Below are 24,591 nucleotides of genomic sequence, written 5' to 3'. Positions count from 1 at the left end.
GCTTTTCGATGAAGTGTAAAGTAAATTGATTAATAATCATTAACTTAGCTGTTATTAACACCTACTTATTATGAGACTAAAATTACTTTATTTGCTGTTTTTTATTTCAGCATATGCTTTTTCGCAAGTATCGTTAATTCAAAATGATGAGTTTACGATTTCGCCCAATCCTGCAAAAAACACTTTAAATATTAAGCTATCCGAAAAGAAAACTGATTTACGAGTGGAAGTTTTTGATGTTTTAGGGAAGCGAGTTTACAAAGGACTTCTTACACAATTAGAATCCTCTGTAGATGTGTCTAATTGGAAAAGTGGTGTATATTTAGTTAGAGTTTCTGATAATGAAACCGCACATACAAAACGATTTATAAAACAATAAATAAAGATTTATAAAGTATTAAAGCGATTAATTTAAATTAGTCGCTTTTCTTTTTTATGGCTAAAACGTTAATTTTTATAATCGTTGGGTAGTTGAATCTTTACTTTGTAGTTTTTCAATTCTTTGAGATAATCTTCAAAAGCAAAGTCAATACGATTAAATTCTTTTTGTCTAGATTTTTTAGTAGTCATTCGTTTTATGGCTTTCAGAAATCGCAATACCTCTGTTTTATCATTTATTATTAATCCTGGTACTTCATTGGACTCGTCAGCTTCGTTCTTGGCAACCATAGTAAAATAAGAAGAATTACAATGCTTTACTTTTCCGGTTTGTATATGTTCAGATTCTACACGAATACCAATAACCATAGATGTTTTACCAACATAGTTCACAGATGCTTTCATCGTAACTAATTCACCAACTTCTATTGGATTTATAAAATCTACAGTATCAACAGATGCTGTAACACAGTACATGCCAGAGTGTTTAGACGCACATGCAAAAGCAATTTGATCCATAAGATTTAGAATATATCCTCCGTGAATTTTACCACTAAAGTTAGAATGCGATGGTAGCATTAATTGCGAGATACTTATTCTTGAAGAGTCTATAGTTTTATACATATGATTTAATATTTAAATACAATAAACTTATTAAAATGGCAATACTAAAACTCAATAAGGTGCCAATAAGTATATACTCAGTGAGTTTTCGTTCTTTAGAGGCTGTTAAATCACCAAATCTAAATACAGATTTTGCGGTAATTAAAAAGCCAACAGCTTCCCAGTGATCAGCTACTATAAAAATAAAGACTAATAAACGTTCTAATATACCAATGTAATTCCCTGCATCTTTTAACGATTTATTATTTTTTGTAAGTTTAGAAATGTCCCACTTGGTGAAGATGGTTCGCATAATTATAGAAGCAGGTTTTGTTAGAACTAGTAAACAGAATAGAAGTAATAGATGATGTTCTGAAAGAGAGACACTACTAAACATGAATGAATCTGATAACACGTATACCAAAACTATGATGGCAAGAATATGTAAAAACTGGTCTAAGAAAAACCAAAACCGTTTTGTTGTTTTCTTTTGTGAAATAAGTTTTGTAGCATCTATAATAAAATGTGATAGTCCAATACTTAATATGAGAATTGTAAACGATAAATCCCATACAATTACAAACATCAAAGCAATATGAATAGCAATATGCACATATAACCAAACAGATTTAAGTTTCTTTTTTTCTTTATCCTTAACCCATTTCTGAGGTTGCAAAAAGAAATCTCCAATGAGATGTGCAATTAAAAGTTTTATTAATATCATTTTTCTGTGAAATAAATTGCTGTTTTTTCTCGGTATAGATTATTTAATGCCATAATTTCATCAAGATGAGCGCGCTTTTGTCTCATACTTACTGCATTTTGATTGATTCCTATAAGTTTCCCTAATTCTTTTTGTAGTGCCTGTTGGTTTTCAATACTTAACTTAACTATTTCAGCGGAATTAATAGTCCAATTATCCATAGCTATAAGTATCAATTTAAAGTATAGATTAAGTTCATAATCTATTTCAGAATCGTCGGTTTTTATACGTAGATTTTGTTTTTCTTTTTTTAGTGTTTCTAGTGTTTCACCTGAGTAAATAAAAGCACTACCACTTGATTCACTTACCGTATCACCTTCATTAGTTTTCTCACCAATACCAATTGCTAAACGAACATCTAGCCCATGAATTGATTTTACACATGCTTTTATATATACTGCAGCTTTAAAACTCTCAGAAATATTCTTGTATTCTAATTGAAAACTGTCGCCACGATAGATATCCCAATATTTTTTTTCAGGACTTAAATAAGATAACGCTTGCTTTAGAGCAGTCATCCAAATTTTTGGCTCAGCTTGGTTCCTAGACTTTATAATATCTCCAGTAATTACGCTAGTTTTCATATATCACTTATTTACATGATAAACAAATATATCACTTATTTACGTGATAAACAAATATATCACTTATTAACGTGATAATAAAAAACATTATTGCTATAAGCAATTAACTAATTTATGCCTTTATTATAGAATAATTGTAGTTATGCCCTTTAAAGAGAATATTTTAAATATCATCTTCAGAAGCACGTTTTATAATACTTTCAGGAAGCGCTTTTTTGGCTTTAGCACCCATTTTTTTAATTTTCTCAACTCTCGAAATCAAATTCCCTTTACCAGCAACCAACTTGTTCATAGCTGCAGAATAATCTGTTTTAGCAGCATCAATCTTCTTACCAACTCCAGTTAAGTCGGTGACCAAACCCTCAAACTTATCGTACAATGCACCAGCTTGTTTTGCAATCTCAATAGCATTTTGTTGTTGCTTTTCGTTGTTCCACATCGTATCTATAGTACGCAACGTCGCTAAAAGGGTAGAAGGGGTTACGATGACTATATTTTGTTCAAAAGCCTTGTTATATAAATTGTTGTCCTCATTAATGGCAACTGCAAAAGCAGGTTCAATAGGAATAAACATCAATACAAAATCTGGCGATTCTATATCATATAAATCCTGATAATTCTTTGCAGAAAGGTCATCTACATGTTTTTTAATCGAATTTACATGAGCCTTTAAGAATAGTGCTTTTTCGTCATCTTCAGCATTGACCATGCGCTCGTAAGCAGTCAAAGAAACTTTTGAGTCAATAATCATTTTTTTAGAATCAGGTAGATGTAACACCACATCTGGCATGGCGCGTGAGCCATCTTCGCGCTGAAAATTCTGTTGTACAAAATACTCTCTATCCTTTTCTAATCCAGATTTTTCTAAAACACGTTCTAAAACCAATTCGCCCCAATTTCCTTGCATTTTGCTATCACCTTTTAAAGCTTTGGTAAGATTTGTGGCTTCTAATGCCATTTGTTGATTAAGATCTTTTAAGCCAAGAAGTTGTTCTTTTAAAGCGGAATGCATACTAATGCTTTCCTTTTGGGTGTCTTCAACTTTTTTCTCAAAGGTTTTTATCTTTTCTTCAAGTGGATTTAAAATATTTTTAATGTTCTCTTTATTCTGAAGCGTAAATTTTTCAGACTTTTCATCTAGTATTTTTGTAGCCAACAACTCAAAATCTTTTCTAAGTTGTTCTTGTTGTTTTGCTAACTCTTCATCACGTTTAAGATTTTGTTGTTGAAGATTTTCAAATTCCGTGTTCTTTCTTGAGAGTTCAGTATTTAAAAAGTCTTTTTCTCTTCTAATAGCTTCACGTTCAGATTCTATTTTTTCTAAAGTTTGTTTTAATTCTTCAATGTTGTTATTGAGTTGATTTTGACGTTCTTCAAGTGTACTTTTATCACTTTTACTTTTTAATTGGGCGAATTTTAAGCCAATAAAACCACCAATACCTGCAGAAATTATAATAGCTATTAATAAAACAAGAGTATCGTTCATATTTGAAAGGAGAAATTTATCAAAGATAATTTTTTTAAACGATAGTTAAAGGAACTCTTTTAAACTTAATAACTAGATTTTAGGTTTTTGATGTCAGCGATTATTTGTTCAATATCATCATTATCAGTACCATCATAAATACCGCGAATTTGATTCTCCTTGTCGACTAAAATAAAATTGGGTGTATGTATAAAATCTTGTAATCCACCATCGCCTTTTTCTACAACAGCAAAATAGCTTTTACGAGCTAAATCATAAATGTGTTTTTTATTTCCTGTGGTGATATTCCATTTAGAATCTATGACACCTTTGGTAAGCGCATAGTCTCGTAATACTGCAGGACTATCAATATCTGGTGTAACTGAAAGCGATAATAGCATAATATCATTGTCATTGAGAAATTGATTTTGAATTTCTACCATGTTATTGGTCATAATCGGACAGATGGTAGTGCAACTTGCAAAAAAGAAATCGGTAACATAAATTTTATCCTTGTAAGTGTCTTGAGTTATAGTATCTCCATTTTGATTGATGAGACTAAAATCTGAAACCGTATGATTTTCGGTTTTATTTTGAAGGCTTTTATCCACTAATGCTGGATTGAAATTTGAAGGGTTATAAATAGGCAATGGCTTGTTTTGCTTTTGGTTACAAGATGTTATTAAAACAAAGACAAAAATGACTACTAAAATTTTTATTTGCATTGCTTAAATGGATTGTGGTTTTGCAATAAATAATTTTGCTTCTTCTAATTCTGGTCTGTCACTATTAGAATTTTTAGTCAACTCAATAAGTTGCTTAAAATAGAATGTAGCCTTTTCATCATTTCCAGATTGTTTTGCAGCTTTTGCCGCTCCATAAATTCCGTTAAATCTTCCAGGATGACCTCTTAGATTTACTTCATAAGCTTTTAAGGCTTGTTTAGGTTTGTTAAGTTCTAAGAGCATATCTCCTAAGAGCTCATCTGCAGGTAAAACTTCTCCTGGTGTTACAGGATGTTTAGAGGTTTCATTTTCTAGTTTTACAGCAAGTTTCATTAAAGAAAGCGCTTTATCATTATTGCCTTTTGCCAATTCAATCCATGCTTCAGTTGTATTTACTTGAATGAAGACTTGACCTGCTTGATATTTGTCTTTTTTATCTAAAAGATTTTGATGTAAAGTTTTCAAGATTTGTAATTCGTTTTCGGCTAATTTAATTTTCCCATTTCTCGAAAGTCCTAATGCTTTACCAAAATGATGTATCGCTTTTTCCCAATGCAATGTTTCCCAATTGAAGTCGATAGAAGGTAATTGTAATTCGGAAGCTTTTTTCCATTGTTTGTTTTCTAAAACTAGTCTTACCGGAATCGCCGATAAAGCATAAGTTGAGGCAAAATGTTGTTTTGGGAAAACAGCTTTGATAGCTTGCATTTCTTCTAAGTATTCTTGGGCTTTTTGGTTATTTCCTTGTTGTAAATAGGCATAGACTAAATAATCAATTGCATGAATCTCTTGTGTCCAATTGGCTTCAGGATTAACGCTTTCAGCATAACAAACAGCAGAGGACGCAGAGTTGATATTAGTGTCAATTGATTCTTGCCAAAGTCCCAAACGTGTAAAAATATGTGACGGCATGTGTTGTGCATGTGCAGATGCTGGTGCTATTTCTGCATAACGTCTTGCAGTTTGTAATCCCATTTGAGCTAACTCAGGATAATCATAGGAATGTATTATATAATGTGCAATTCCTGGATGATTCGGTTGTTCTAAAAAGAGCTCTTCGAGAATTTTGCCAGATTTTTTCTGTTTAGTATAGGTCGTGTCATTTGGATCTGCAGCTGAGCGAATAGCTAAGGCATAGAATACTGCAGCTTCTGTATCTTCTTTATTGCTTAAATAGAGTTCCTCCATTTTCTTTTCATAAAATAATTCTCTCTCTCGATGAGTTTTAGTTTCATAATCTTTATAAAAAGAGCCTATAGCATCAATATATTGCTTTGTAATACCAGTATTTGGTAATGTTTGTGCAATATCTATGAGTTTAGACCCTTTTATTAATACTTCAGGGTCTGGTGCTGCCCAAAGAGAATGATATATACTCATGGCAACTCCCCAATATGCCATTGCACATTCTGGATCAGCATCTATAACTTTAACAAATGCCTTTTCAGCTTCAGCATATTCAAATGAATGTAATAGCGAAATAGCCAGATCAAATACTTCTCTAACCTCATAGTTGCAATCTAATGAGAAACTTACTTCACCAAATTGCTCAGTACTACAAAGTAAGAGCTCACCACGCTTTAAGTCTATTGAGGCTAATGCAGGGTTTTGTTTAGCTGTTTTATCTTTGCACGCAGATATAAATAATATAAGGATAAGAACAACTATTTGAATTGTTATATTAAGTGTTTTCATAAGTTCTAAAAGGTTGGTTGCAATCTTTTTAATATACTGAATTTTATACAGGTATCATTTTTTGTAGGTTGTAATCCTATTTTTGCGAATCTGTTTTGTAATATTTTATAGTAATTGTTCTTAATCAATCACAAGACAAAGCGATTATTTCTGAGAAACTTGGATTAAAAGCATTATTATTTGCGGTGTATGTACCATTAAAACCATCAGAAACCATTACAGGTCTTATGCCACAAAAATTCATTAATAAAGGATTATTTTCAATTGTTATGTCACCTCCAATGCTTATCACATTATTTAAGCCATCGAGACTCTCCATAAAACCGTTCATACTTACAAAAGCATTGCCTCCAATAGTTTCTAGACCAATTAATCCACTTACATTAATAAGGTTTGGGTTTTCATGCAGTGTTAAGTCTCCTCCAATGCTGACTAAATTATTTAAACCCTCAAGGTTAGCTGTAATACCGTTCATTTCTAAAATACCATTCATTTGTACAAAAGCATCACCACCAATAGATTGTAAGCCCATTAAACCTTCATAATTAGAAAGATTAGGGTTTTCTTCTATAATTAAATCGCCACTAATACTTGATACATTGTTTAAGCCATCAAGGTTTGCCATAATGCCGTTCATTTGTACAAAAGCATTGCCTTCAATAGATTGCAACCCAATTAAACCATTTAAATTGGTAAGGCTTGGGTTTTCTTCTATAATGAGTCCATCTGTTTCAATAGTGTGTAAATTGGCTATTCCCTGTAGCGTGGTAAGTTGAGTGTTATAATGTATAGTTAGTCCTTTTACGGAAGTAAGTGTACTAAGTGCATTTAAACTTGTTATTGAATTATTGGGTTGGTTTGAATTGCCAATAACTATAACTTCGGTAAAAACCGTTTTTCCTAGAGCTCCAAAAGCATTTAATTTTTCTTGAGAATCTAAAAATATCGTTTCATTTTCTGGGAAAGTGAATTGTGTAGTGTCATTATTGTCGTCACTTGAGCATGCTACTAAAAATAGTATTGTAAATAGAATAGTGGTGTAGACTCCTTTTTTATTTGTTTTCATGATTTCTAATTTTTTTAATTCTCACTTTTAGGATTCAATGGTGAATGGTGTTCGTGAACTATTTTCCAACCTTTTTTTGTTTTGACAAATAACAAAGTGATTTGTTCATTTATAATAACGAGATCTTCTCCAAATTTGAGATGAAAATCTGAGTGAAACGTCACATTAGCAACATCACCATAAACCGCAATTTGCAAATCTTTAGCGTCGAATTTTACAACTTCAGTAACTGCTCCAAAAACTTCGCGTTCAAAAGATTCATTTACTTCACCACCATTGCGTGGTTCTCCATCTTTAAATTCTGTAAATTTTGGCCCATAGCCATGAAAAGAAATTAGTTTATCTAAGTCTCTATCCTTTAAACTCTGAACAATTTCTCCAAACGTTTCTATTATTTCTTGCTGAGCTTCTGGGAATTCATAAGTGATAATATCCTTTTCAGGAGGTTGAGCATAGCTAAATGAACCAATAATAAGTAGTAGTAATGTATTTCTCAATAGTTTTAAATGAGTTTTCATATTATATGCTTTAAATTAAAAAAATATTAAGGTCGTGCCTCTAGTATTAAATTAAAAGGTGTTTCTGTTGCTTTTCTAAACTGACTAAATCCTCCATTGATTATGGTATCTTTTAATCGCTTTTCACCAGCTTGAGCTCCCAATGCAAGTCCTACTTCTTGGTTTAGAGAACAAGGAGTACATAACATTGTAGAAAAGGCATAAAATGCGCGTCCGACAGGGTTAAGATTTTCCTCAAGGGAATCATGTGCAAATGGTTCTACAATCATACAGGTACCATCTGTCTTTAATATGCTTTTGGCATGGGCACAGGCTCCTTCAGGATCTCCCATATCGTGTAGACAATCAAAAAACGTAATTAAATCATACTCATTTCCAGGAATATCTTTTGCAGTAGCTACTTCAAATCTAATATTTGAGACTCCAGCTGTTTTTGCTCGTTCTTTCGCCTGCTCTATAGATTTATCATGAAAGTCATAACCGATAAATTGAGATTTCGGAAATGCCTTGGCCATTATTATAGTCGATGCTGCATGACCGCATCCTATATCTGCAACCTTAGCTCCATTTTTTAATTTGTCGATGACACCGTCTAGTGCAGGTAACCAACTAGAAATTAAATTGCCTTCATAAGATGGACTAAAGAATTTTTCAGTACCACAGAATAAGCAATCATTATGATCTCCCCAAGAAACACCTTCACCTGTTTTGAAAACTTTTTCTATTTTTGGTTCGTCATGATATACTGATGAGATAGCATAAAATGCTCCAGTCATAAAAACAGGACTTTTGGCATTGCCAAAAACTGCGGTTTGCTCTGGCGACATCGAGAATGTCTTATCACTAGCATTATAATTAATATATCCTGATGCGGCTTGCGCCGAAGCCCATTCGCGCACATATCGTTCTGCCGTATCCGTAGCATCTGCTAATTGTTGTGATGACATAGAGTTAGACTCTGAAAGTGTTTTGTAAAGCCCTAATTTATCTCCAATCGTTACGAGAGGTCCATTGGCTGCAGCTCCCATTTCGGTTACAACTTTGCCTAATAAATCGTTTAATTTGTTTTCGTTTATTTTCATGATTTTTATATTAATTAATAGCTGTTATATTATCGTAAATTCAATATAGAATGAGTGATTACGACTTGTTTATTTGAAATAGTTGTCTCGAAAATCTATGATTTTTTGAGCTTCCTTTTTTATATACTCTTCTTTGTTTCTCAATAATTTTTTTAAAAAATCTGAAACATTAGCATTATCAATAAGTGCCACTGCTGAAATGGCCTCAATTTTTACGTTTTTAGAGACCAAATCATTATTAATTAATGATTTTAATCGTGGAAAAACCAGATAAGACCTTGTGTTTCCTAGTATTAATATTTGCTGTATGGTATCCTTTTTTGATATTGTTTTATCTAATAGATATCGTGTAAGATTATTAGATTTCAAAGAATCTATCTGCCACAATTGATGAGCCATTCCACCTAATGAAAGTTGAGCTGTAGACATCATATAAGGATTTAATGGCTCAGTAGTACCAAAAGCAATTTCTTTTATTACTTCTATAGCTTTGTTTGTTGGATGTTTAGTTGTTGTTAATACAGGAATTAATCTTTGTAAAACGCCTTCTTCATTTTTATTTTTTTCAATAAGTAGTGCCAACGCATCTATGGCATATGGGGTTTCGGTTATGGATAAAGCTTTACTTATCACTATAAATAATTTAGAGTTAACGCTTTCATTTTTAGTTTGAGAAACAGCTCGAGCACAATACTCTGGGTGCAAGTAAAAGAGAGCTCTAAATTTTAATAACAATCTATTTTCGGTCTCTTTTGTTAGGTTTTTAGTTGTAGAAAGTTGTTCAATTAAAGTTTCCCAACTGTCAGTATCTAAAGTGTTTGAATAAGATATTATTCTAATATTATTATCAGACATGGCCTCACTTAAGGTTGTTTTAAAACGATAATTTTCAGATTTTTCTAGCGCTAATAGATCTGAAATAACACTATTGCGGATATTTTCTTCAGAGCTTTCAAAAATCGATACTTTAGAACCTAAAACACTAAGTGTATCATTATTTTGAAGCATTATTTGAGCTTCGGAAGTATTTATCTTTTTTAGCACGCCAGAAACATCTGTTTCAATAGTTGTATGATTATCTATTTTTAATGTATGATTGTCTTTTTTTGATTTATAGGTTAAATACTCTAGAATATTTTTTGAGTATACTTTTTTTGGTCCATCAGAATTTTCTCTTAGATAGGTTGCTTTATAAGTACCTAAAGTATTTTCTTCTGCTGTTTGCCAACTTTTGGTGTTTTTAGACGATTCTACAAACTGTATTCTACCCAAGATATCCTTGTATAATCCTGTTGCTGTGTCTGATATGCCTGCATCAAATTTTAGCTTTCCTATTTTACCATAAGTATCTGTGCTAACAAAAACTGGTTTTATTAAGTCCTTAATAATTGGGTCTAGTGTAATAGATACTCCTTCCGTTTTTATATCTAGTATTGGATTTAATAATTGATAGCAAATTAGAAGACTATCTTTAGTTCTTTTGAGCACAATTTTCTTAAGCTCAGTTTGTATGTTCATTTCTAAATGCTGTAAAGATTCACTTTTAAAAAAGGACTGTGCTCTAGTTACAGAGTCTAGACTATATAGTTTTTTTATATCGCTATATCCAAAATTTTCAGCATTGTATGTGTAAAGAAATTCTTTTAAAACATGGATATCCTTACTCCCTTTACATCCATAAAACAATAGATGTAAAAGAAGGATGATACTTAAATTTCTTATGGTTTTCATTATTTTCAATCTTGGGTAAAAACAGGCTCTTCATCATATCTTGCAATATTTGCTAAATGTATTGGAGTAAAACCACCTTGTATTATAGTACCCGAATCTTTAAAACCAGTCCACTCAAAAAGTACATGTGTTTTGCGATAGCAATCGTCAACTAGAGGAAGGTCTATAGGAGAACAAATTTCGCCAAAGGCACTTAATGAGCCACTTAAAATTTCTATATTATAACCAAAGTAATAGTTAACTCCAGCGACTATTTCTTCAGAGTTTTGGTTGAATATGCCTGTGTAGGCGTTTAGATCTAATTCGCCTTTGATTAAAGTTAACTTAGCCTCAACACCACCACCAACGACTCCTAAAAGGCTTAATCCTCCTTCTCCATAAACTTTTAAATCGATTAATGGTTTTGCGTGCACGGCAGCAACAGTTCTTTCAATATCTCCAGAAAATTCACAGCCGACTTCTCCTATTGATCCAATAAGTCCTTTAAAATCTATACCAGGTAAAAGAGGAATTCTTATAGGAAATGATTTATCAAAAGTTCTAGCATATGTTTCTGAAATCGACTTTTTCTGTGGATATGATTTATTTAGATTATAAAGACTAGTTTCGAAAGCCTTAATTTGAACTTTGACATACATGTTTTTTGATAGGTCTGAAGGTGCGTAAAATTCACCGCTTGCATTAAGAATATCTATACTATTACCTAAGAGTGAGCCTTTAACTTTACTGATTGCTTTTACTCTAAATTCTGATTTATTACTATCTTTTTTTTCTACTTCAAAGGGGTATATTTTTGTAAAATAGTTAATAGAACCATCTATACTTGCCTGAAAGATTTCTGGATTTCCAAAATTCCAATTTTTACTATTGGTTTCATTAACTTCAAAGAGTGAAGACAGATTACCTACTTTTTTAGGTCTTAGATCTTTAAATGGTCTATTTTTTTTTGTCTTTTTTTCTGCTACGACAACTCCAGATTTAGTTGTAAAATTATATTGATTTATATTATCTCTCTCGTTTTTTGTATAACTGCTATATGGTTTTAGCGTAACTTGTTGAAATCTACCATTTTTTGAAGGATCTTCTACTTTAACCTTATGTACTAAACTCATAAATTTTTTAACTTGTAAATCATTTTTGAAAACTCCTATAGAATTAGGAGCTGTGGATATTTTTCCATCTAAAAATTTACTTTCAGTTACCATCCTAGAAACGACTTGTTCATCATTAAGTCTGAGACTATGACCTAGAGCATTGAGTTTTTCTTCTACAATATTAATTTCATTTATATACTCTTGAGCTGTAGTCTCTGTACCATCTTGTAGAATGACTCTTTTATTTGGTGGAATAGGATTTCCATCTTTATCATTTAATGTAAATGGAATAAATTCGATGCTAGCTTTGTTACGCGTTAATTTCCAGTTTCTGTTACTTGCTTCAATTGAAACTGGATTTATTTTAGACTTTATTACCACTGATTTTTGTGCTTGTTTTTTTAATCTTTCAAAAGGACCAGACATTTTTGCAATTACCTTAGTGTTTTGTATTTTATTGTTAATACGTACATAACCTTCAATTCTTACTTTACTATAACCACCAGATTGTGCTGTTTGCATGCCAGTAGAAGATGCTATTGTGAAATTATCTTTGCGAGAATCGTTATAATATAACCAGAGTGGTTTGTATAGTTTTCGGTATGCTGCATTGACGGTTTGTAGAACGTAACCTTCTATACCAATTTTTACGTAGCCAGCAGAATTCGCAGATTTAATACCTGCTGGTGAAGCTACTGTTAAGTAATCTTTACGTGTTTTATTATAATATAAATATAGAGGGACAGCATTGCCTTCCGAATTAGATGCTTTTGTGAGCACATAACCATCTTGTCTTACAAATCTATAATTAGCATCCTCTGCTGCTTTTTTTCCATTGGTAGATGCTGTTAAAAAATTATCTTTCCTTGTATTACTCCAATAATGGACTAAAGATTTATAATCTTTACTATCATTGACACCGACTGTTTGTCGTTTTACTTGTGCATTAACAGATTCTGTGTAATTAGCTATTAAAAATCCTATTAATAGGATAGAAACAATTTTACCGAACTTAATTTTTTTTATCGTTTTCATGTTATTTGTATTTAAATGCCTACTAGAACTATATTTATAAGTGTATTTCAGTTTTTACTATGTTTAACAGATATTGAGACTAATGAATAAACAAGATTATCTAAGTCCTGTCCATTCAATTTTCACATAACCATTTCCGCCAACATTGCCATTTTCAGCATTAATTATATTTGAGAAATCGATTTCTGCTCCAATCCCACCATTACCACCAAAACCAAATATGGATTCATTTTCTCCGCCAAGACCTCCAAGACCCGGTGATGCGCTTAAAGAGAATATACTGCGTTCTTCTCCGTTAGTTCCAGAGTTACCAGCCGGGAAACCAATTCCGCCAGAACCACCATTTTCTGCGTTAATATTGTTACTCAATCCACCAGAACCAGCAATTGCTGTATATATATTCGCTCCTTGAAGTATTATTTCGGAAGTTTGTCCATTTGTTCCACTTTGGCTAGCAGATCCTCCATTGCCAGCAACTCCTACAATTACCGTATAAGTAACATTTCCTTGCAAGTCTTCATTTGCAAGTAGCTTAAATTCTCCAGCACCTCCGCCACCACCACCTCCTGTTGAAGAAGAACCAGAAGTATAATTTACGCCACCACCACCACCGCCACCTGAACCAACTATTGTAATTGTTGCTACTATATCACTAGCGTCTATTGAGAATTCGTGAGTGCCTGCGTCTAAAAATTCGAATGTACCAGAAACTTCTTCTTTTGGGTCATTATCATCTTTAGAACATCCAAGCATCATTAGTATGGTAAGAAGAACAATAATGTTTGTGATTTTAGTTTTCATAGTTAATCAGTTTAAAGCATTATGAAATGAATAAGCAGTGTCGTAAAACCTAATATTACAGATGTGAATATGAGCTACCTTTTAATAGGTTAAACAGCACTTCTATTTTGTGTTATGTAAAACTATACTCATTATAAAAAAACGAGTAAAACAATTGTTTCAAAAGATAGAAGCATTGTTCTAAGCTACTAAATACAGAGGTTATGTGTGTTGTTTGCGGTATAGAACAGGAGATATTCCTAATTCTTTTTTGAAGATTCTAGAGAAATAAGTTGAAGATTCAAACCCAACTTCAAATCCGATTTCATTACTGTTTAGTTTAGTATTTACCAATAAGTGCTTCGCTTTTTCTATGCGAATATGATTTATATAATTCGTTACAGACATATTGGTTAATACTTTAATTTTTCTGTGTAATTGAGTACGACTTGTACCGAGTGTTTTTGCTAGTTGATCTATTGAAAGTTTATTGTCATTATTTAACGCATATTCTTGTAGGTTGCGAATTAAATCTATATCTAATTGATTTGTGATTAAATGGTCAAAACCTTCTTTGAGATGTAAAAGCTTGGTGAAATAGCTCATTTGCTCTTGCCTTTTCTGAAGTAGATTTTTAATTATAAGTAACAGTTCGTCTTTGTCAAAAGGTTTAAATAAATATGCGTCAATACCTAACTGATAGCCTTTCAATTTGTCTTCTTTTGCAGTTTTTGCACTTATAATTATAAATGGTATATGAGAGGTTTTTATATCATTTTTAATGTATTTGCAAAACTCAAAGCCATCCATTTTTGGCATCATCACATCACTAATGATAAAATCAATAGTTTTATTTTTGGCAATTTTTAAACCTTCAACTCCATTTTTAGCTATGGTAATATTATAGAGCTTACCTAATAATAGCATAATATAATCTCTTATTTCCTTATTGTCTTCAACGAGTAATAGTGTTTGTTCAGCTTTTTTGTTGATTGTAGAAGTTTCAATTATTTCCGAAGTATTTGCACTGTTTGTGAATGGAATATGATATTCTAGCTCTGATGTGCTTTTAACTGTATTTTCAATAGGTAAGTATATTGTAAATATTGTTCCTTTATCGACTACACTTGCAACTGTGATTTCACCATTTAGAAGAGTAACAAGTTCTTTTGTAAGTGCCATTCCTATTCCGTTACCTACATCAAGATTGTTTTCAGATATTTTATAATAACGATCAAAAATATGAGGTAAATGCTTTGTTTCAATACCTTTTCCTGAATCTGATATGGTAATTATTAAATTTTGATTTTCGTTTGTAACCTCGACACTTATTTTGCCTTTTATTGGCGTAAATTTTATAGCATTGGATAAGACATTGTTAATTATTTTTTGAAGTTTATCATCATCAAAGTCCATATTTAGTGACTTAATTTTTGATGAGAACGTCAGCTGTTGTTGTTTGGAGTCTGAGTGAAACTTATAATAAGATATACATTGTTTAATAAAAGAGACGACATCTCCATTTTTATAATTAGCTTTTACTTTTTTGGCATCAAAGGATACTAAGCCCAATATTTGATTAACGAGTTTTAGCAACTGGTTCCCATTTCGGTGAATTCCTTTTAATTTTTCAGTATTGTTATTGCTAATATTTTCTTCGATTAATATTTTAGAGAGACCATTTATTAATGTTAGAGGTGTTCTGAATTCGTGTGAGATATTGGCATACATCTGTGTTTTTAAATTATCAATTTCTTTGAGCTTTATACTTTCTGCTTTGGCTAATTTTTTAGCGACTTTAAAGCGGTAAAATCTATTTATAATAAAAACAGTAATTCCTAAATAAAATAGATAGGCTAACCAAGTTTTATACCATGGCGGTAAGATACTTAATTGCATTTCTAAAGGCTTTTGATTCCATTCTTTACCTCTCGAAAAACCATTAATCTGCAGTGTATAATCGCCAGAAGGTAAATTTAGAAATTGAATTTTTGAATCGGTAAGCATATTCCAATCTTCGTCTGTGGGTAAAAGTTTGTAGCCATATTTGACGCTTTTAAAATCACGAAAATCTATCGATGAAAATTGTAAATAAAATGGAAATTGGTTGTGCTTAAATTCGATATGATTTGATTTTATAATAGATTTTGTTAATAATGTACCTTTTGCATCGCTTGGTTTAATAATTGAATCTTTAATCTTTAATTCTGAAAAATACAGTATCGAAGGTTGATCAATTGTTTCTATTTTTTGTGGATTGAAATAAGTTACTCCACTAATACCACCTAAATAGATTGTTCCCAGACTATCCTTATATTTTGCATGAATATCAAATTCATTACTCTGTATACCATCTTCGGTTTTAAATTGCGTAAACTTTCTTTTTTTGGTATTAAACTTTACTAAACCATCATTTGTGCCTAACCACAGATTACCACTATCATCATCTTGTATGGTATAAACTGCTGCATTGGTAAATTGGTTTTGCTCTTTCCATGACATAAAAGAATTATCACCCAAAAACAAGTTTAATCCTTGGCGAGTACCTACCCAAATACTATCATTTTTATCAATTAATATATCATATACAGAGTTATTAGACAGACTTTTATTTTGCTTAGAGTCTTTATTATAATTAGTGAAAATAGGCTTAGTATAGTTGTTTTTTTGAAATTGTAATTTGGTTAAACCTCCTTGTGTTCCTATCCATATATTATGTTGTTTGTCAGTACGCACGCACATAGTAACATTGCTTTGTATAGAGTTTTCATTATTGGGATTATGCGAATACCGTGTTATTTCAGCTTTTCCATTATCATTTAATTCTAATCTAAAAACACCATAGCCATAAGTTGCGCCCCAAACATGGTTATTTTTATCTAAAGTCATTCCTTTAAGAAAATCACCACTTATAGAATTTGGGTCATTTGGATTATACCTAAAGACCTTAAATTTGGGTTGTTCAGGATCAAACGATTTTAAGTCTAACATTCTTAAACCTCTAGTAGTTGCAATCCAAAGTCTCTGATTTTTATGATCTTTAACAATTTCTCTTACTGTACCAAAAGTGCTTGTTGAATCGTTTTCAACTTTTTCAAAATAGTAGGGCATACCTTTTCTAATTAAGTTAAGCCCACCATCAGAGGTGCCGACCCAAAGGTCAGTTTTGTCTTTTAAAATTGAAAAAATTACATTGTCATTAAGTAAATGACTGCCACGTTTATCCTTAGATATATTCTGAAAGAAGGGTGACTTAAAATTCAATAAATTTAGGTTATTGGCAGTACCTACTAATATTACTTCTTCATCAATTTTGAGTAGTGCAGTAACAGTATTATTACTCAATCCATCCTTATTATTTTTTGATTTTTCAATTTTGTGAATTATTTTCATTTGTTTCCAGTCTAACAGAAATAACCCGTTTCCTGTCCCAATCCATACAGCAGAATCACTTTCTTTTAGAAAAGAACTAATAAATTTTATGGAAAAATCGGAAGTAATATTAAAATCGAATAGTTGTAGTTTTTTCGTTTTTAAAGTATAAACATATAATCCATAATCACATCCGATTAATAAATGTTCTCCAGTATCATAAAATGTACGTACACGGCTGTTAATTTTGAATTTGGGCTTTATAGTCGTATCATTTTTTGATGTATTTAAATTATAAACATTGCCATCAAAATCGCCAATCCAAAGATTATTATTGGTATTGTAAAGTAAAGCACTCAATGATTTGTTGGGTAAATATTTTTTTTGCGAAAACGTATTATTATTTAAATGTTTGAGTTTATGTAGTCCTGAAAGTCTTGATGCAACCCATATATTTCCGTCATTATCTAAAGCGAAATCTGATATGGTTTCATTTTCATTTAACGCATATTGCAAGTTTACCTTATAAAAGCGCTCTTTATTTTGATTGTAATAAGAAAGGCCATTACCAATAGTTCCAACCCAAATGTTTGTTTTTTTATCTTCAAGAAGCACATTTGTTAAGTTTCCGGAAATACTTGTAGAATCTATTTCATTATGCTTATAATGCTTAAAGTTTTCACCATCAAATCTATTCAACCCATCTTGTGTAGCTATCCAGACATACCCATTTTTGTCCTGAAGTATATCATTAATAGTAACTTGTGAGAGGCCTTCCTCTAACGAAAAATATTTTATGTTTGGTTGATTCTCTTGAGTATAACCAAAAAAACATGAGAAGAATGAAAGTTGTAATACAATATAAAAACAATGTTTAAACTTCATTTTTAAGAAAGATTGGTTACGCCTAAATAATAAATGAAGTAAGTTAGTTGTTTTAATGCATATCTCATAGGTTTTTGACAACCAGTTTATTAGAAGTGGATTAAGTAACTCTTCTTTAGACTTTATGTTACCCTAAAACTGCCCGTTGCATTATCAAATGCAATTAAATCCTTAGGGAAAAGAGATTCAAAAACCCCTTTAGTGATTAAATTACAAGGTTGATCACAAATTATTGAATTTTTCGTCATAACAATCATAGCGTCACAGAGTTGGATTGCTAAATCAATTTCATGAGAAGAGAATAGAATAGTTTTTCCTGTTTCTGTGCTCAACTTTTGAAGTAGCTTTAAAATATATGCTTTATGGTACATATCGAGATGAGTAGTAGGTTCATCCAAAACGATGACATCTGTATCTTGAGCCAAAGCACGAGCAATCATAACCTTTTGTAGTTGACCATCACTAAGTTCATAACATTTTTTATCTTTTAATTCTGAAATATTGACAAGTTTCATTGATTCATTCACAATCTTAACATCTTCCGTTGATAGGTTTCCAATCCAATTAGTGTAAGGGTGTCTTCCTAAAGCTACTAACTCAAAAACAGATAGATTTTTTGAGGTTAAAGGTTCGGTTAGGACAATACTAAGTTGTTTGGCAAGTTCAAGATTAGAAGTAATTCTTAGATCTTTATTATTGAGTAAAACTGAACCAGATAAAGGAGGTTGAACTTTAATTAATGTTCGTATCAATGTAGATTTTCCAATACCATTGGCTCCAACTAAACCAATGAGCTGACCTCTTTGCAATTCAAAATTTATGTTTGATGAAATAGCCGTTTCTACTTTCTTGGTTTTGTAGCCAATAGAAAGTTGTTCTGTTTTAAGGATGATGTGTGATGTTTCTTTCTTCATTTTAAAACATCATTTTACGTTGTCTCACCAGTAACCAAATTACTACTGGAGCACCGACTAAAGCTGTAATGGCATTAATTGGTAAGGTATAATCACTTCCAGGAATTTGAGCAATGCTATCACAAATTAACATAACTATGGCACCAAATAAAAAAACTGCTGGTAATAAAACTTTATGATTAGAGGTTTTAAATATTTGCCGCGTTAAATGTGGAATCGCTAAACCTATAAATGCAATAGGACCAGCAAAGGCCGTTACAGTGCCTGCAATTAAACTTGTCGCTAGTATAATAATCAGTCTGCTTTGTTTTAGATTTAAACCCAAGCTTTTTGCGTAATTATCTCCAAGAAGTAAACTATTCAATCCTTTGATTGATGCTATACTCAGCACAATTCCTAAAGCATAAATTCCAAAGAAAATTAGAAGTTCATTCCACGATAAATTACTGAGGCTTCCAAATCCCCAAAATATATATTGTTGTAATTGTTCAGCAGAGCTAAAATAGGAGAGGACGCTTACTACAGCAGCCGTAATACTCCCAAACATTAAGCCTATAATGAGAATTGCCATAGTGTCTCTTACTTTACTCGAAACTGCGAGAACTGCCAGTAATACTAAGAAACTTCCCAAACTTGCTGCAACTACAATACTCCATTTAGAAATTAAAGCAGTAGCAAATAATCCACCAAACAACCCTGAGCCTAGAATAACAAGTGCGACACCTAAACTCGCGCCAGAACTGATTCCCAAAACAAAAGGACCTGCTAGCGGGTTTCTAAATAAGGTTTGCATTAATAATCCAGAAATACCCAATCCAGAGCCAACTAAAATTGCAGTAATGGCTTTAGGTAATCTAAAATCTGTAATTATAATCTGATGCGTATTATTTTCAATAGTTCCGAAAAGACTACCAAAAATACTTTTTGTTGGAATGCTTATTGAACCTAAACTTATATTTACAAAAAAGCAAAGTAATAAAACTACGATTAAGAGTATAAACTGAAGTTGATATGTCTTTTGATTATTCAATTAATTAAGACGTTTAAAGAAATAAGGTGAATAATCTTTTAATAATTCTGGATGACAAATTTTTATTAAATCTTTTAATACCAAGTCTGGTCGTGCTGTGCCTAGTTCGTAATATAAAACACCACCTGTTTCACCTGTTGTATTAGAAAACGTGTATATATTCTTGTTTTTGAAAGCTTCAAAATTAGTGTAAAGAGAATTGACATCTTTCAATTGTTCAAAACTACTATAATATGATGGGCTTAACCATAGATCTGCATCTTTGGCCTTGTCTAAAACGACTTCGAAGCTCAGTGCCAAACTTCCATTTCCGGTAGTTTTACTCCAGAGATAATCAACATTAGCATCTTTTAAAAATTGTGCTTCAGCACTAGATCCATTTGGTAAATACCACACATCTTTGTGCATTGCGCCACTCAAAACCGTTGGATGATTTTTTGCCTGTTTAGCAATATCTTTAGCAGATAAATACTCTTTTTCAATAGTATTAAAAATTGAATCAGCTTCTTTTTCTTTATTAAAAAGTATACCAAAAAACTTAATCCATTCGGCTTTTGCTAACGCAGAAGATTCGACCCAATCTCCATTGTAGATTACTGGAATTCTAGCTTTTTTAATGGTTTCAAAGGTCTTATTGACACCATCTACACCAAAACCTATAACCACATCTGGATTTAGTTCTAGCAAGACTTCAGTATTAATACCTTCATTTTTACCAAGCTCTCTTACTTCACCATCATTAATACGTTTTCTGGTTTTTTCTGAAGAAATATAATCTGTTCCAGGAAAACCAACTAAGGTTTGTTCAACACCTAAGAGTTCTAAAGCAGGAATGTGAGTAGTAGATGTTACAACTATTTTTTTGATGTCGTTAGTAATTACACCGTCATATAAGTCTTTTGGAAACGTCATCTTAGATAACAGTTCTCTTGATGCTATTAAATATTTATAATCTTTATGAGCTTCTGGCCATGGATTTAAAATTGTTAAGACTTTATAATTACCATTATCATTTATAGTAAACCCTTTTGCATACTTTAATGTATTTGTTTTTTCTATTAAAGGTGGAATTTCCCGAACATAATCCGGTCCCTCTTTACAATTGATAAAAAGTATTGAAATAGTAAAAAAAAGATAAAATGTTTTTCTCAAAGCCTTCATTTTATTTCAAAAGTAATATTATTTAAAGTTTTGAGTGAAACATTAAACATAATGTTTAATTTCGTCCTGAAATTAGGTTCTATTCGTTACACCGAATGGATTAAAAGGGAATTTGGTTAAAATCCAAAACTGTTCCCGCAACTGTAAGCTGTAAAGCTTGTTATTACCTTCAATGTCACTGGATGTTTATCTGGGAAGACCAATAACAAGACGCAAGTCAGGAGACCTGCCAATTTCAACATAGAAGTCAAACTTTCGGGATAAAAGTTTACGTATGGTTCGCTGTATGTTCTCGAGCAATTAAAAATTTAAATGAACAAAACAAAATTGTTTTGCATGCTAGGATTAGGTATGCTTACAACTGGTATTGCACAAACAAAGACGGATTCAATAAGCGTTGAAAAGTTAGATGAAGTTGTTGTAACTGATTCTAGATTTGTGCTAAAACGCGAAAATTCTGGCAAGGTGATTACCAAAATTACATCAGAAGATTTAGAAAAATTACAAGGGCAATCTATTGCAGAAATTATAGGAAGAACTGTAGGGGTGGAGGTTAATGGCGTTCGCAGTAATGCAGGTCAAAACCTTAGTTATTTTATTCGTGGTGGACGAAATCGACAAGTTTTAGTGCTTATCGATGGTATTCAGGTCACTGATGCATCTCAAATTGCTAATGATTATGATTTACGCTTATTAAATGCTGACCAGGTAGAATCCATCGAAATTCTTAAAGGCGCATCGAGTACGCTTTATGGAACTGGTGCAGCAACGGCTGTTATCAATATCAAGTTGAAAGAGGCTTCCAAAAAGGCTTTTAACTTAAATTTAAGAAGTGCACTTGGTACCAATCAATCTTCAGATGAAAACAATTATGCCATTGAAGATTTTAGAAATAGTATTTCTGTTAATGGTAGTATGGGAGAATTCAATTATTTAGCAAGTTTCGGTCACCAATTTACCGATGGTTTATCTGCCATTAAAGGTGGAACAGAGTCTGATGCTTTTAATAGTTACAATGGAAATATAAAGTTAGGCTATAAGTTTAATAACACTTTTAAGCTCAATACCTATGCTAGTTTTGATAGGTTTAAAGTTGAGTTTGATGATAGTTTTGGAATGATGGATGCGGATAATGTATCATATTCTAAACAATATAGAATTGGTGTATCACCAGAGTTTAAATATAACAAGGGTAGTTTTACTATAAATGCAGCTTATAGTGATGTAGAACGCGAGATAGAATCGAGTTTTCCGTCTATGTTTAATGCTCAGAATATTGTTGTCGACGCTTTTAATCGCTATAACTTTAGTAATGAGTTTTACACTGTTATAGGTGTTAATTATCAAGATAATCAAATGGAGAGCTTCTCAATTCCTTTTGGTGAAACGGAATTTAGTCAAGCGATTGATCCAGAAAAAGCGCAATTTAAAATAACAGATCCGTATGCTAATGTGGTTTATGTTTCGGATTTTGGATTGAATCTAAATGCTGGTCTCCGTATAAATAATCATAGTGAATATGGTAGTCATTTAGTTTATAGCTTAAATCCTTCATATAAAGTAGATTTAGATTTTGGTTATATTAAAGGATTAGCAAGTTACAGTACTGCATTTATTACTCCGTCATTATTTCAATTGTTTGAGCCTAGTTACGGAAATGTAGATTTACAACCAGAAGAAAATCAAACCATTGAAGTAGGTGCAGAAGTTTCTATTAAAGACAAAGCGACATTTAGTTTAGTGTATTTTAATAGAAATGAAGATAGTTTTATCGATTTTATAGACACAGGTGGTTTTGTATTTCAATATCAAAATATTGAAGAATCGTTTACGGCTAGTGGATTTGAGTTAGTTACACAAGCTAAGCTTACAAATACCTTAAATATTAACTTTAATGCTTCTTATACAAAGTTAGATGAAGATTTAAGCCTTAGAATTCCTGAAATAAAAGTAAATACGCGTATAGATTATCAGTTATGCAATGTTACAGTAATAAGTTTGTCTTATCAGTTTAATGATGAGAGAGAAGATGTAGTATTTAATAATACAACGTTTGAAAATGATCCTGTCACTTTACAATCTTATGGATTACTAGATTTTTATATAAGTCATAAAATCATTAATAATAAAATGACATTTTTTGCTAATGTTACAAATATTTTCAATGAAGAGTACCAAGAATTATTTGGTTTTGCAACACGAGGAAGGGGATTTAGTTTAGGGTTTAATCTTATGTTGTAAATATTGAAAAAGCCGCTTTTAGCGGCTTTTTCTTTAATCTATATACATATCTTGCTCTAAGGGCTGCGTTTTATTTATTTTAAAAAGAGTGAAATTCTGATTAAATCGATTAAGAGGACGATCTGCTGATAGAATATCTACTATAGCTGTGGCTAAAAGAGGTTCATTTAAATCTCCGAGAGTTCCAAAAGTACTAGGTGATTCGGTTATTTGTATATCTGGAATTAATCCACTATTAGGAACAAGTTGGTCATTAACATTTGTAGAATTTGCTACTAAAGGTTGCAAAGCGTATGTGTGACTAGGATTTACATTCTCAAATGCAAAATTTGGTGAATCATACCTTGTGAGGGACGCTTGTGTTTTACCAACTGTATTTTCTCCAACGACAATAACCTCTATGTAAGGTTTTAAGCTATTAATTAATAATTCGCTCGCTGAGGCCGTTCTTCTATTGGTGGTTAAAACATAAACCTTAGAGAGATTAAGACTGTTGATAGCTCCACCGCCTTCAATTGTATTTGTAAAAAGATAATCTGTATTTAAATTTTGTAAGTCTTCATTGTAGAATGTTTTTGAATATACTTCACCAGTAAATTGCCCTGTAATCATACTTCCTAAATAAGCAGCTGTTTGTATTGAGCCACCACCATTATATCTCAAATCTATAACCAAGTCACTTATACCAGCAGCGTTGAACTCACCAAATGCAGCATTTAGCTCACTGTTAAAACTGCTGTTAAACCGGTTATACATTAAATATCCTATTTTAATAGAAGGAGTTAAATTAATAACTTCTACTTTATGAACTGGGTTTTCTGTGTAAGTTACTTTGGTAAGTTCTGCACTTTCGCCATTTAAAGTGATGGTATCATCCTCAGGTTCTGATGTGCCATTATTATTATAATCAGCAAAATTTAAAGTATAAGAGTCAGTAGTCAATAAATCAGTAATATTATCTGTAGTAAGTTCTTCATTGTTAACAGCTCTAAAAATTTGGCCTCTCTCTAGTCCTAAATTATCAGCAACACTATTATTCAATACTAAGGTAATAGCCCCAAATACTTCAGTCTCACTTCCTGGTACAAAATATAAATTAAATTCAATACCATTGCTTAAACTTGTTCCTTGCTGCGCATTAAGTAAATCAAAATAGTTGCTATAAATTCTACTAAATAGATCTACTGATTCTGGTAAATACTTTAAAGACTCAAATAAATCTTCTGGCGCGTCAAAATCATTTAAATATTCGGTGTACTCTTCATTAGAAGTAAATCTGTCATTTGCTAAATTCGGAATTTCAGATTTATACAAATAATTAACGTTCATGCCTTTCCATACAAAATCATTAATTTCTGATGTGGAAGCAACAATAAAATTATCATCAAAATCTTCAAAACAGCTTGTAACTGATAATAGTAGAACACAAGCCAATAACAATGTTTTAATCTTTTTCATTTCTTTTTCTT

The 24,591-nt window shown here is 31.7% G+C and carries 19 protein-coding genes and 1 riboswitch; of the genes, 2 read left to right on the top strand and 17 right to left on the bottom strand.

Annotated features, from left to right (window positions below; translation table 11 throughout):
- Positions 1-70 precede the first annotated feature (70 nt).
- Complete coding sequence (locus Q0822_RS11440; protein WP_299123706.1) at positions 71-379, top strand: T9SS type A sorting domain-containing protein; 309 nt, start codon at positions 71-73, stop codon at positions 377-379.
- A gap of 68 nt (positions 380-447) precedes the next feature.
- Here the strand turns inward: Q0822_RS11440 and Q0822_RS11435 are convergent, their stop codons facing one another.
- The 16 genes from Q0822_RS11435 to Q0822_RS11360 all read right to left on the bottom strand — a co-directional run bounded on the left by Q0822_RS11435 (position 448) and on the right by Q0822_RS11360 (position 20,881).
- Entirely contained in the window at positions 448-1,002 is a 555-nt protein-coding gene (locus tag Q0822_RS11435) for an acyl-CoA thioesterase (protein WP_299123705.1), read from the bottom strand.
- Positions 995-1,705 (bottom strand): DUF3307 domain-containing protein, encoded by a 711-nt coding sequence (locus tag Q0822_RS11430; RefSeq protein WP_299123703.1) that lies wholly within the window; start codon positions 1,703-1,705, stop codon positions 995-997. The genes Q0822_RS11435 and Q0822_RS11430 overlap by 8 nt, the downstream gene beginning before the upstream one ends.
- The gene (locus Q0822_RS11425; RefSeq protein WP_299123702.1) at positions 1,702-2,328 is read right to left on the bottom strand and encodes a transcriptional regulator; all 627 of its coding nucleotides are present in this window, start codon (positions 2,326-2,328) and stop codon (positions 1,702-1,704) included. Before Q0822_RS11425 ends, Q0822_RS11430 begins: the two co-directional genes overlap by 4 nt.
- 163 nt (positions 2,329-2,491) lie before the next feature.
- Complete coding sequence (rmuC, locus tag Q0822_RS11420) at positions 2,492-3,814, bottom strand: DNA recombination protein RmuC (protein ID WP_299123700.1); 1,323 nt, start codon at positions 3,812-3,814, stop codon at positions 2,492-2,494.
- Between the two features lie 65 nt (positions 3,815-3,879).
- Positions 3,880-4,518, bottom strand: coding sequence for an SCO family protein (locus Q0822_RS11415; RefSeq protein WP_299123699.1), 639 nt, complete (start codon positions 4,516-4,518; stop codon positions 3,880-3,882).
- A gap of 3 nt (positions 4,519-4,521) precedes the next feature.
- A complete protein-coding gene (locus Q0822_RS11410; RefSeq protein ID WP_299123697.1) occupies positions 4,522-6,213 on the bottom strand; it encodes a hypothetical protein in 1,692 nt (563 codons plus the stop codon).
- Between the two features lie 124 nt (positions 6,214-6,337).
- Positions 6,338-7,279: a hypothetical protein gene (locus tag Q0822_RS11405; protein WP_299123695.1), complete on the bottom strand. Its 942-nt coding sequence runs from the start codon at positions 7,277-7,279 to the stop codon at positions 6,338-6,340.
- Positions 7,280-7,293: 14 nt separating this feature from the next.
- Positions 7,294-7,797: a nuclear transport factor 2 family protein gene (locus Q0822_RS11400; RefSeq protein WP_299123692.1), complete on the bottom strand. Its 504-nt coding sequence runs from the start codon at positions 7,795-7,797 to the stop codon at positions 7,294-7,296.
- Between the two features lie 26 nt (positions 7,798-7,823).
- Positions 7,824-8,879 carry a class I SAM-dependent methyltransferase gene (locus Q0822_RS11395; RefSeq protein WP_299123689.1) on the bottom strand — a complete coding sequence of 352 codons (1,056 nt, stop codon included), beginning with the start codon at positions 8,877-8,879 and terminating at the stop codon, positions 7,824-7,826.
- A gap of 69 nt (positions 8,880-8,948) precedes the next feature.
- Positions 8,949-10,610: a hypothetical protein gene (locus Q0822_RS11390; RefSeq protein WP_299123686.1), complete on the bottom strand. Its 1,662-nt coding sequence runs from the start codon at positions 10,608-10,610 to the stop codon at positions 8,949-8,951.
- 5 nt (positions 10,611-10,615) lie between these two features.
- Positions 10,616-12,739: a hypothetical protein gene (locus tag Q0822_RS11385; RefSeq protein WP_299123685.1), complete on the bottom strand. Its 2,124-nt coding sequence runs from the start codon at positions 12,737-12,739 to the stop codon at positions 10,616-10,618.
- Between the two features lie 96 nt (positions 12,740-12,835).
- Positions 12,836-13,540 carry a glycine-rich domain-containing protein gene (locus Q0822_RS11380; protein ID WP_299123682.1) on the bottom strand — a complete coding sequence of 235 codons (705 nt, stop codon included), beginning with the start codon at positions 13,538-13,540 and terminating at the stop codon, positions 12,836-12,838.
- A 201-nt stretch (positions 13,541-13,741) separates the two neighbouring features.
- Positions 13,742-17,776 (bottom strand): hybrid sensor histidine kinase/response regulator transcription factor, encoded by a 4,035-nt coding sequence (locus tag Q0822_RS11375; RefSeq protein ID WP_299123680.1) that lies wholly within the window; start codon positions 17,774-17,776, stop codon positions 13,742-13,744.
- A 122-nt stretch (positions 17,777-17,898) separates the two neighbouring features.
- Entirely contained in the window at positions 17,899-18,690 is a 792-nt protein-coding gene (locus tag Q0822_RS11370) for an ABC transporter ATP-binding protein (RefSeq protein WP_299123678.1), read from the bottom strand.
- Position 18,691: 1 nt separating this feature from the next.
- Positions 18,692-19,720: an iron ABC transporter permease gene (locus tag Q0822_RS11365; protein ID WP_299123676.1), complete on the bottom strand. Its 1,029-nt coding sequence runs from the start codon at positions 19,718-19,720 to the stop codon at positions 18,692-18,694.
- Positions 19,721-20,881 carry an ABC transporter substrate-binding protein gene (locus Q0822_RS11360; protein ID WP_299123674.1) on the bottom strand — a complete coding sequence of 387 codons (1,161 nt, stop codon included), beginning with the start codon at positions 20,879-20,881 and terminating at the stop codon, positions 19,721-19,723.
- 57 nt (positions 20,882-20,938) lie between these two features.
- Positions 20,939-21,130, top strand: a riboswitch (cobalamin riboswitch).
- 63 nt (positions 21,131-21,193) lie between these two features.
- On the opposite strand from Q0822_RS11360, the gene Q0822_RS11355 reads away from it, so the two are divergent.
- Positions 21,194-23,122: a TonB-dependent receptor plug domain-containing protein gene (locus Q0822_RS11355; RefSeq protein WP_299123672.1), complete on the top strand. Its 1,929-nt coding sequence runs from the start codon at positions 21,194-21,196 to the stop codon at positions 23,120-23,122.
- 33 nt (positions 23,123-23,155) lie between these two features.
- Here the strand turns inward: Q0822_RS11355 and Q0822_RS11350 are convergent, their stop codons facing one another.
- Positions 23,156-24,580 carry a S41 family peptidase gene (locus tag Q0822_RS11350; RefSeq protein ID WP_299123670.1) on the bottom strand — a complete coding sequence of 475 codons (1,425 nt, stop codon included), beginning with the start codon at positions 24,578-24,580 and terminating at the stop codon, positions 23,156-23,158.
- Positions 24,581-24,591 lie beyond the last annotated feature (11 nt).

This window comes from uncultured Winogradskyella sp. (genome assembly GCF_947496485.1).
Lineage (GTDB): Bacteria > Bacteroidota > Bacteroidia > Flavobacteriales > Flavobacteriaceae > Winogradskyella.
Note: the sequence above shows the minus strand (reverse complement) of the source record. Positions and strands in the feature narration are given on the sequence as shown.

Excerpts from the sequence above, each read along its gene's own strand:
- Q0822_RS11405 (WP_299123695.1), bottom strand. The coding sequence starts at position 7,279 with ATGAAAACAAATAAAAAAGGAGTCTACACCACTATTCTATTTACAATA.
- Q0822_RS11395 (WP_299123689.1), bottom strand. The coding sequence starts at position 8,879 with ATGAAAATAAACGAAAACAAATTAAACGATTTATTAGGCAAAGTTGTA.
- Q0822_RS11435 (WP_299123705.1), bottom strand. The coding sequence starts at position 1,002 with ATGTATAAAACTATAGACTCTTCAAGAATAAGTATCTCGCAATTAATG.
- Q0822_RS11430 (WP_299123703.1), bottom strand. The coding sequence starts at position 1,705 with ATGATATTAATAAAACTTTTAATTGCACATCTCATTGGAGATTTCTTT.
- Q0822_RS11400 (WP_299123692.1), bottom strand. The coding sequence starts at position 7,797 with ATGAAAACTCATTTAAAACTATTGAGAAATACATTACTACTACTTATT.
- Q0822_RS11375 (WP_299123680.1), bottom strand. The coding sequence starts at position 17,776 with ATGAAGTTTAAACATTGTTTTTATATTGTATTACAACTTTCATTCTTC.
- Q0822_RS11390 (WP_299123686.1), bottom strand. The coding sequence starts at position 10,610 with ATGAAAACCATAAGAAATTTAAGTATCATCCTTCTTTTACATCTATTG.
- Q0822_RS11425 (WP_299123702.1), bottom strand. The coding sequence starts at position 2,328 with ATGAAAACTAGCGTAATTACTGGAGATATTATAAAGTCTAGGAACCAA.
- Q0822_RS11385 (WP_299123685.1), bottom strand. The coding sequence starts at position 12,739 with ATGAAAACGATAAAAAAAATTAAGTTCGGTAAAATTGTTTCTATCCTA.
- Q0822_RS11370 (WP_299123678.1), bottom strand. The coding sequence starts at position 18,690 with ATGAAGAAAGAAACATCACACATCATCCTTAAAACAGAACAACTTTCT.
- Q0822_RS11410 (WP_299123697.1), bottom strand. The coding sequence starts at position 6,213 with ATGAAAACACTTAATATAACAATTCAAATAGTTGTTCTTATCCTTATA.
- Q0822_RS11380 (WP_299123682.1), bottom strand. The coding sequence starts at position 13,540 with ATGAAAACTAAAATCACAAACATTATTGTTCTTCTTACCATACTAATG.
- Q0822_RS11415 (WP_299123699.1), bottom strand. The coding sequence starts at position 4,518 with ATGCAAATAAAAATTTTAGTAGTCATTTTTGTCTTTGTTTTAATAACA.
- Q0822_RS11360 (WP_299123674.1), bottom strand. The coding sequence starts at position 20,881 with ATGAAGGCTTTGAGAAAAACATTTTATCTTTTTTTTACTATTTCAATA.
- Q0822_RS11350 (WP_299123670.1), bottom strand. The coding sequence starts at position 24,580 with ATGAAAAAGATTAAAACATTGTTATTGGCTTGTGTTCTACTATTATCA.
- Q0822_RS11440 (WP_299123706.1), top strand. The coding sequence starts at position 71 with ATGAGACTAAAATTACTTTATTTGCTGTTTTTTATTTCAGCATATGCT.
- Q0822_RS11355 (WP_299123672.1), top strand. The coding sequence starts at position 21,194 with ATGAACAAAACAAAATTGTTTTGCATGCTAGGATTAGGTATGCTTACA.
- rmuC (WP_299123700.1), bottom strand. The coding sequence starts at position 3,814 with ATGAACGATACTCTTGTTTTATTAATAGCTATTATAATTTCTGCAGGT.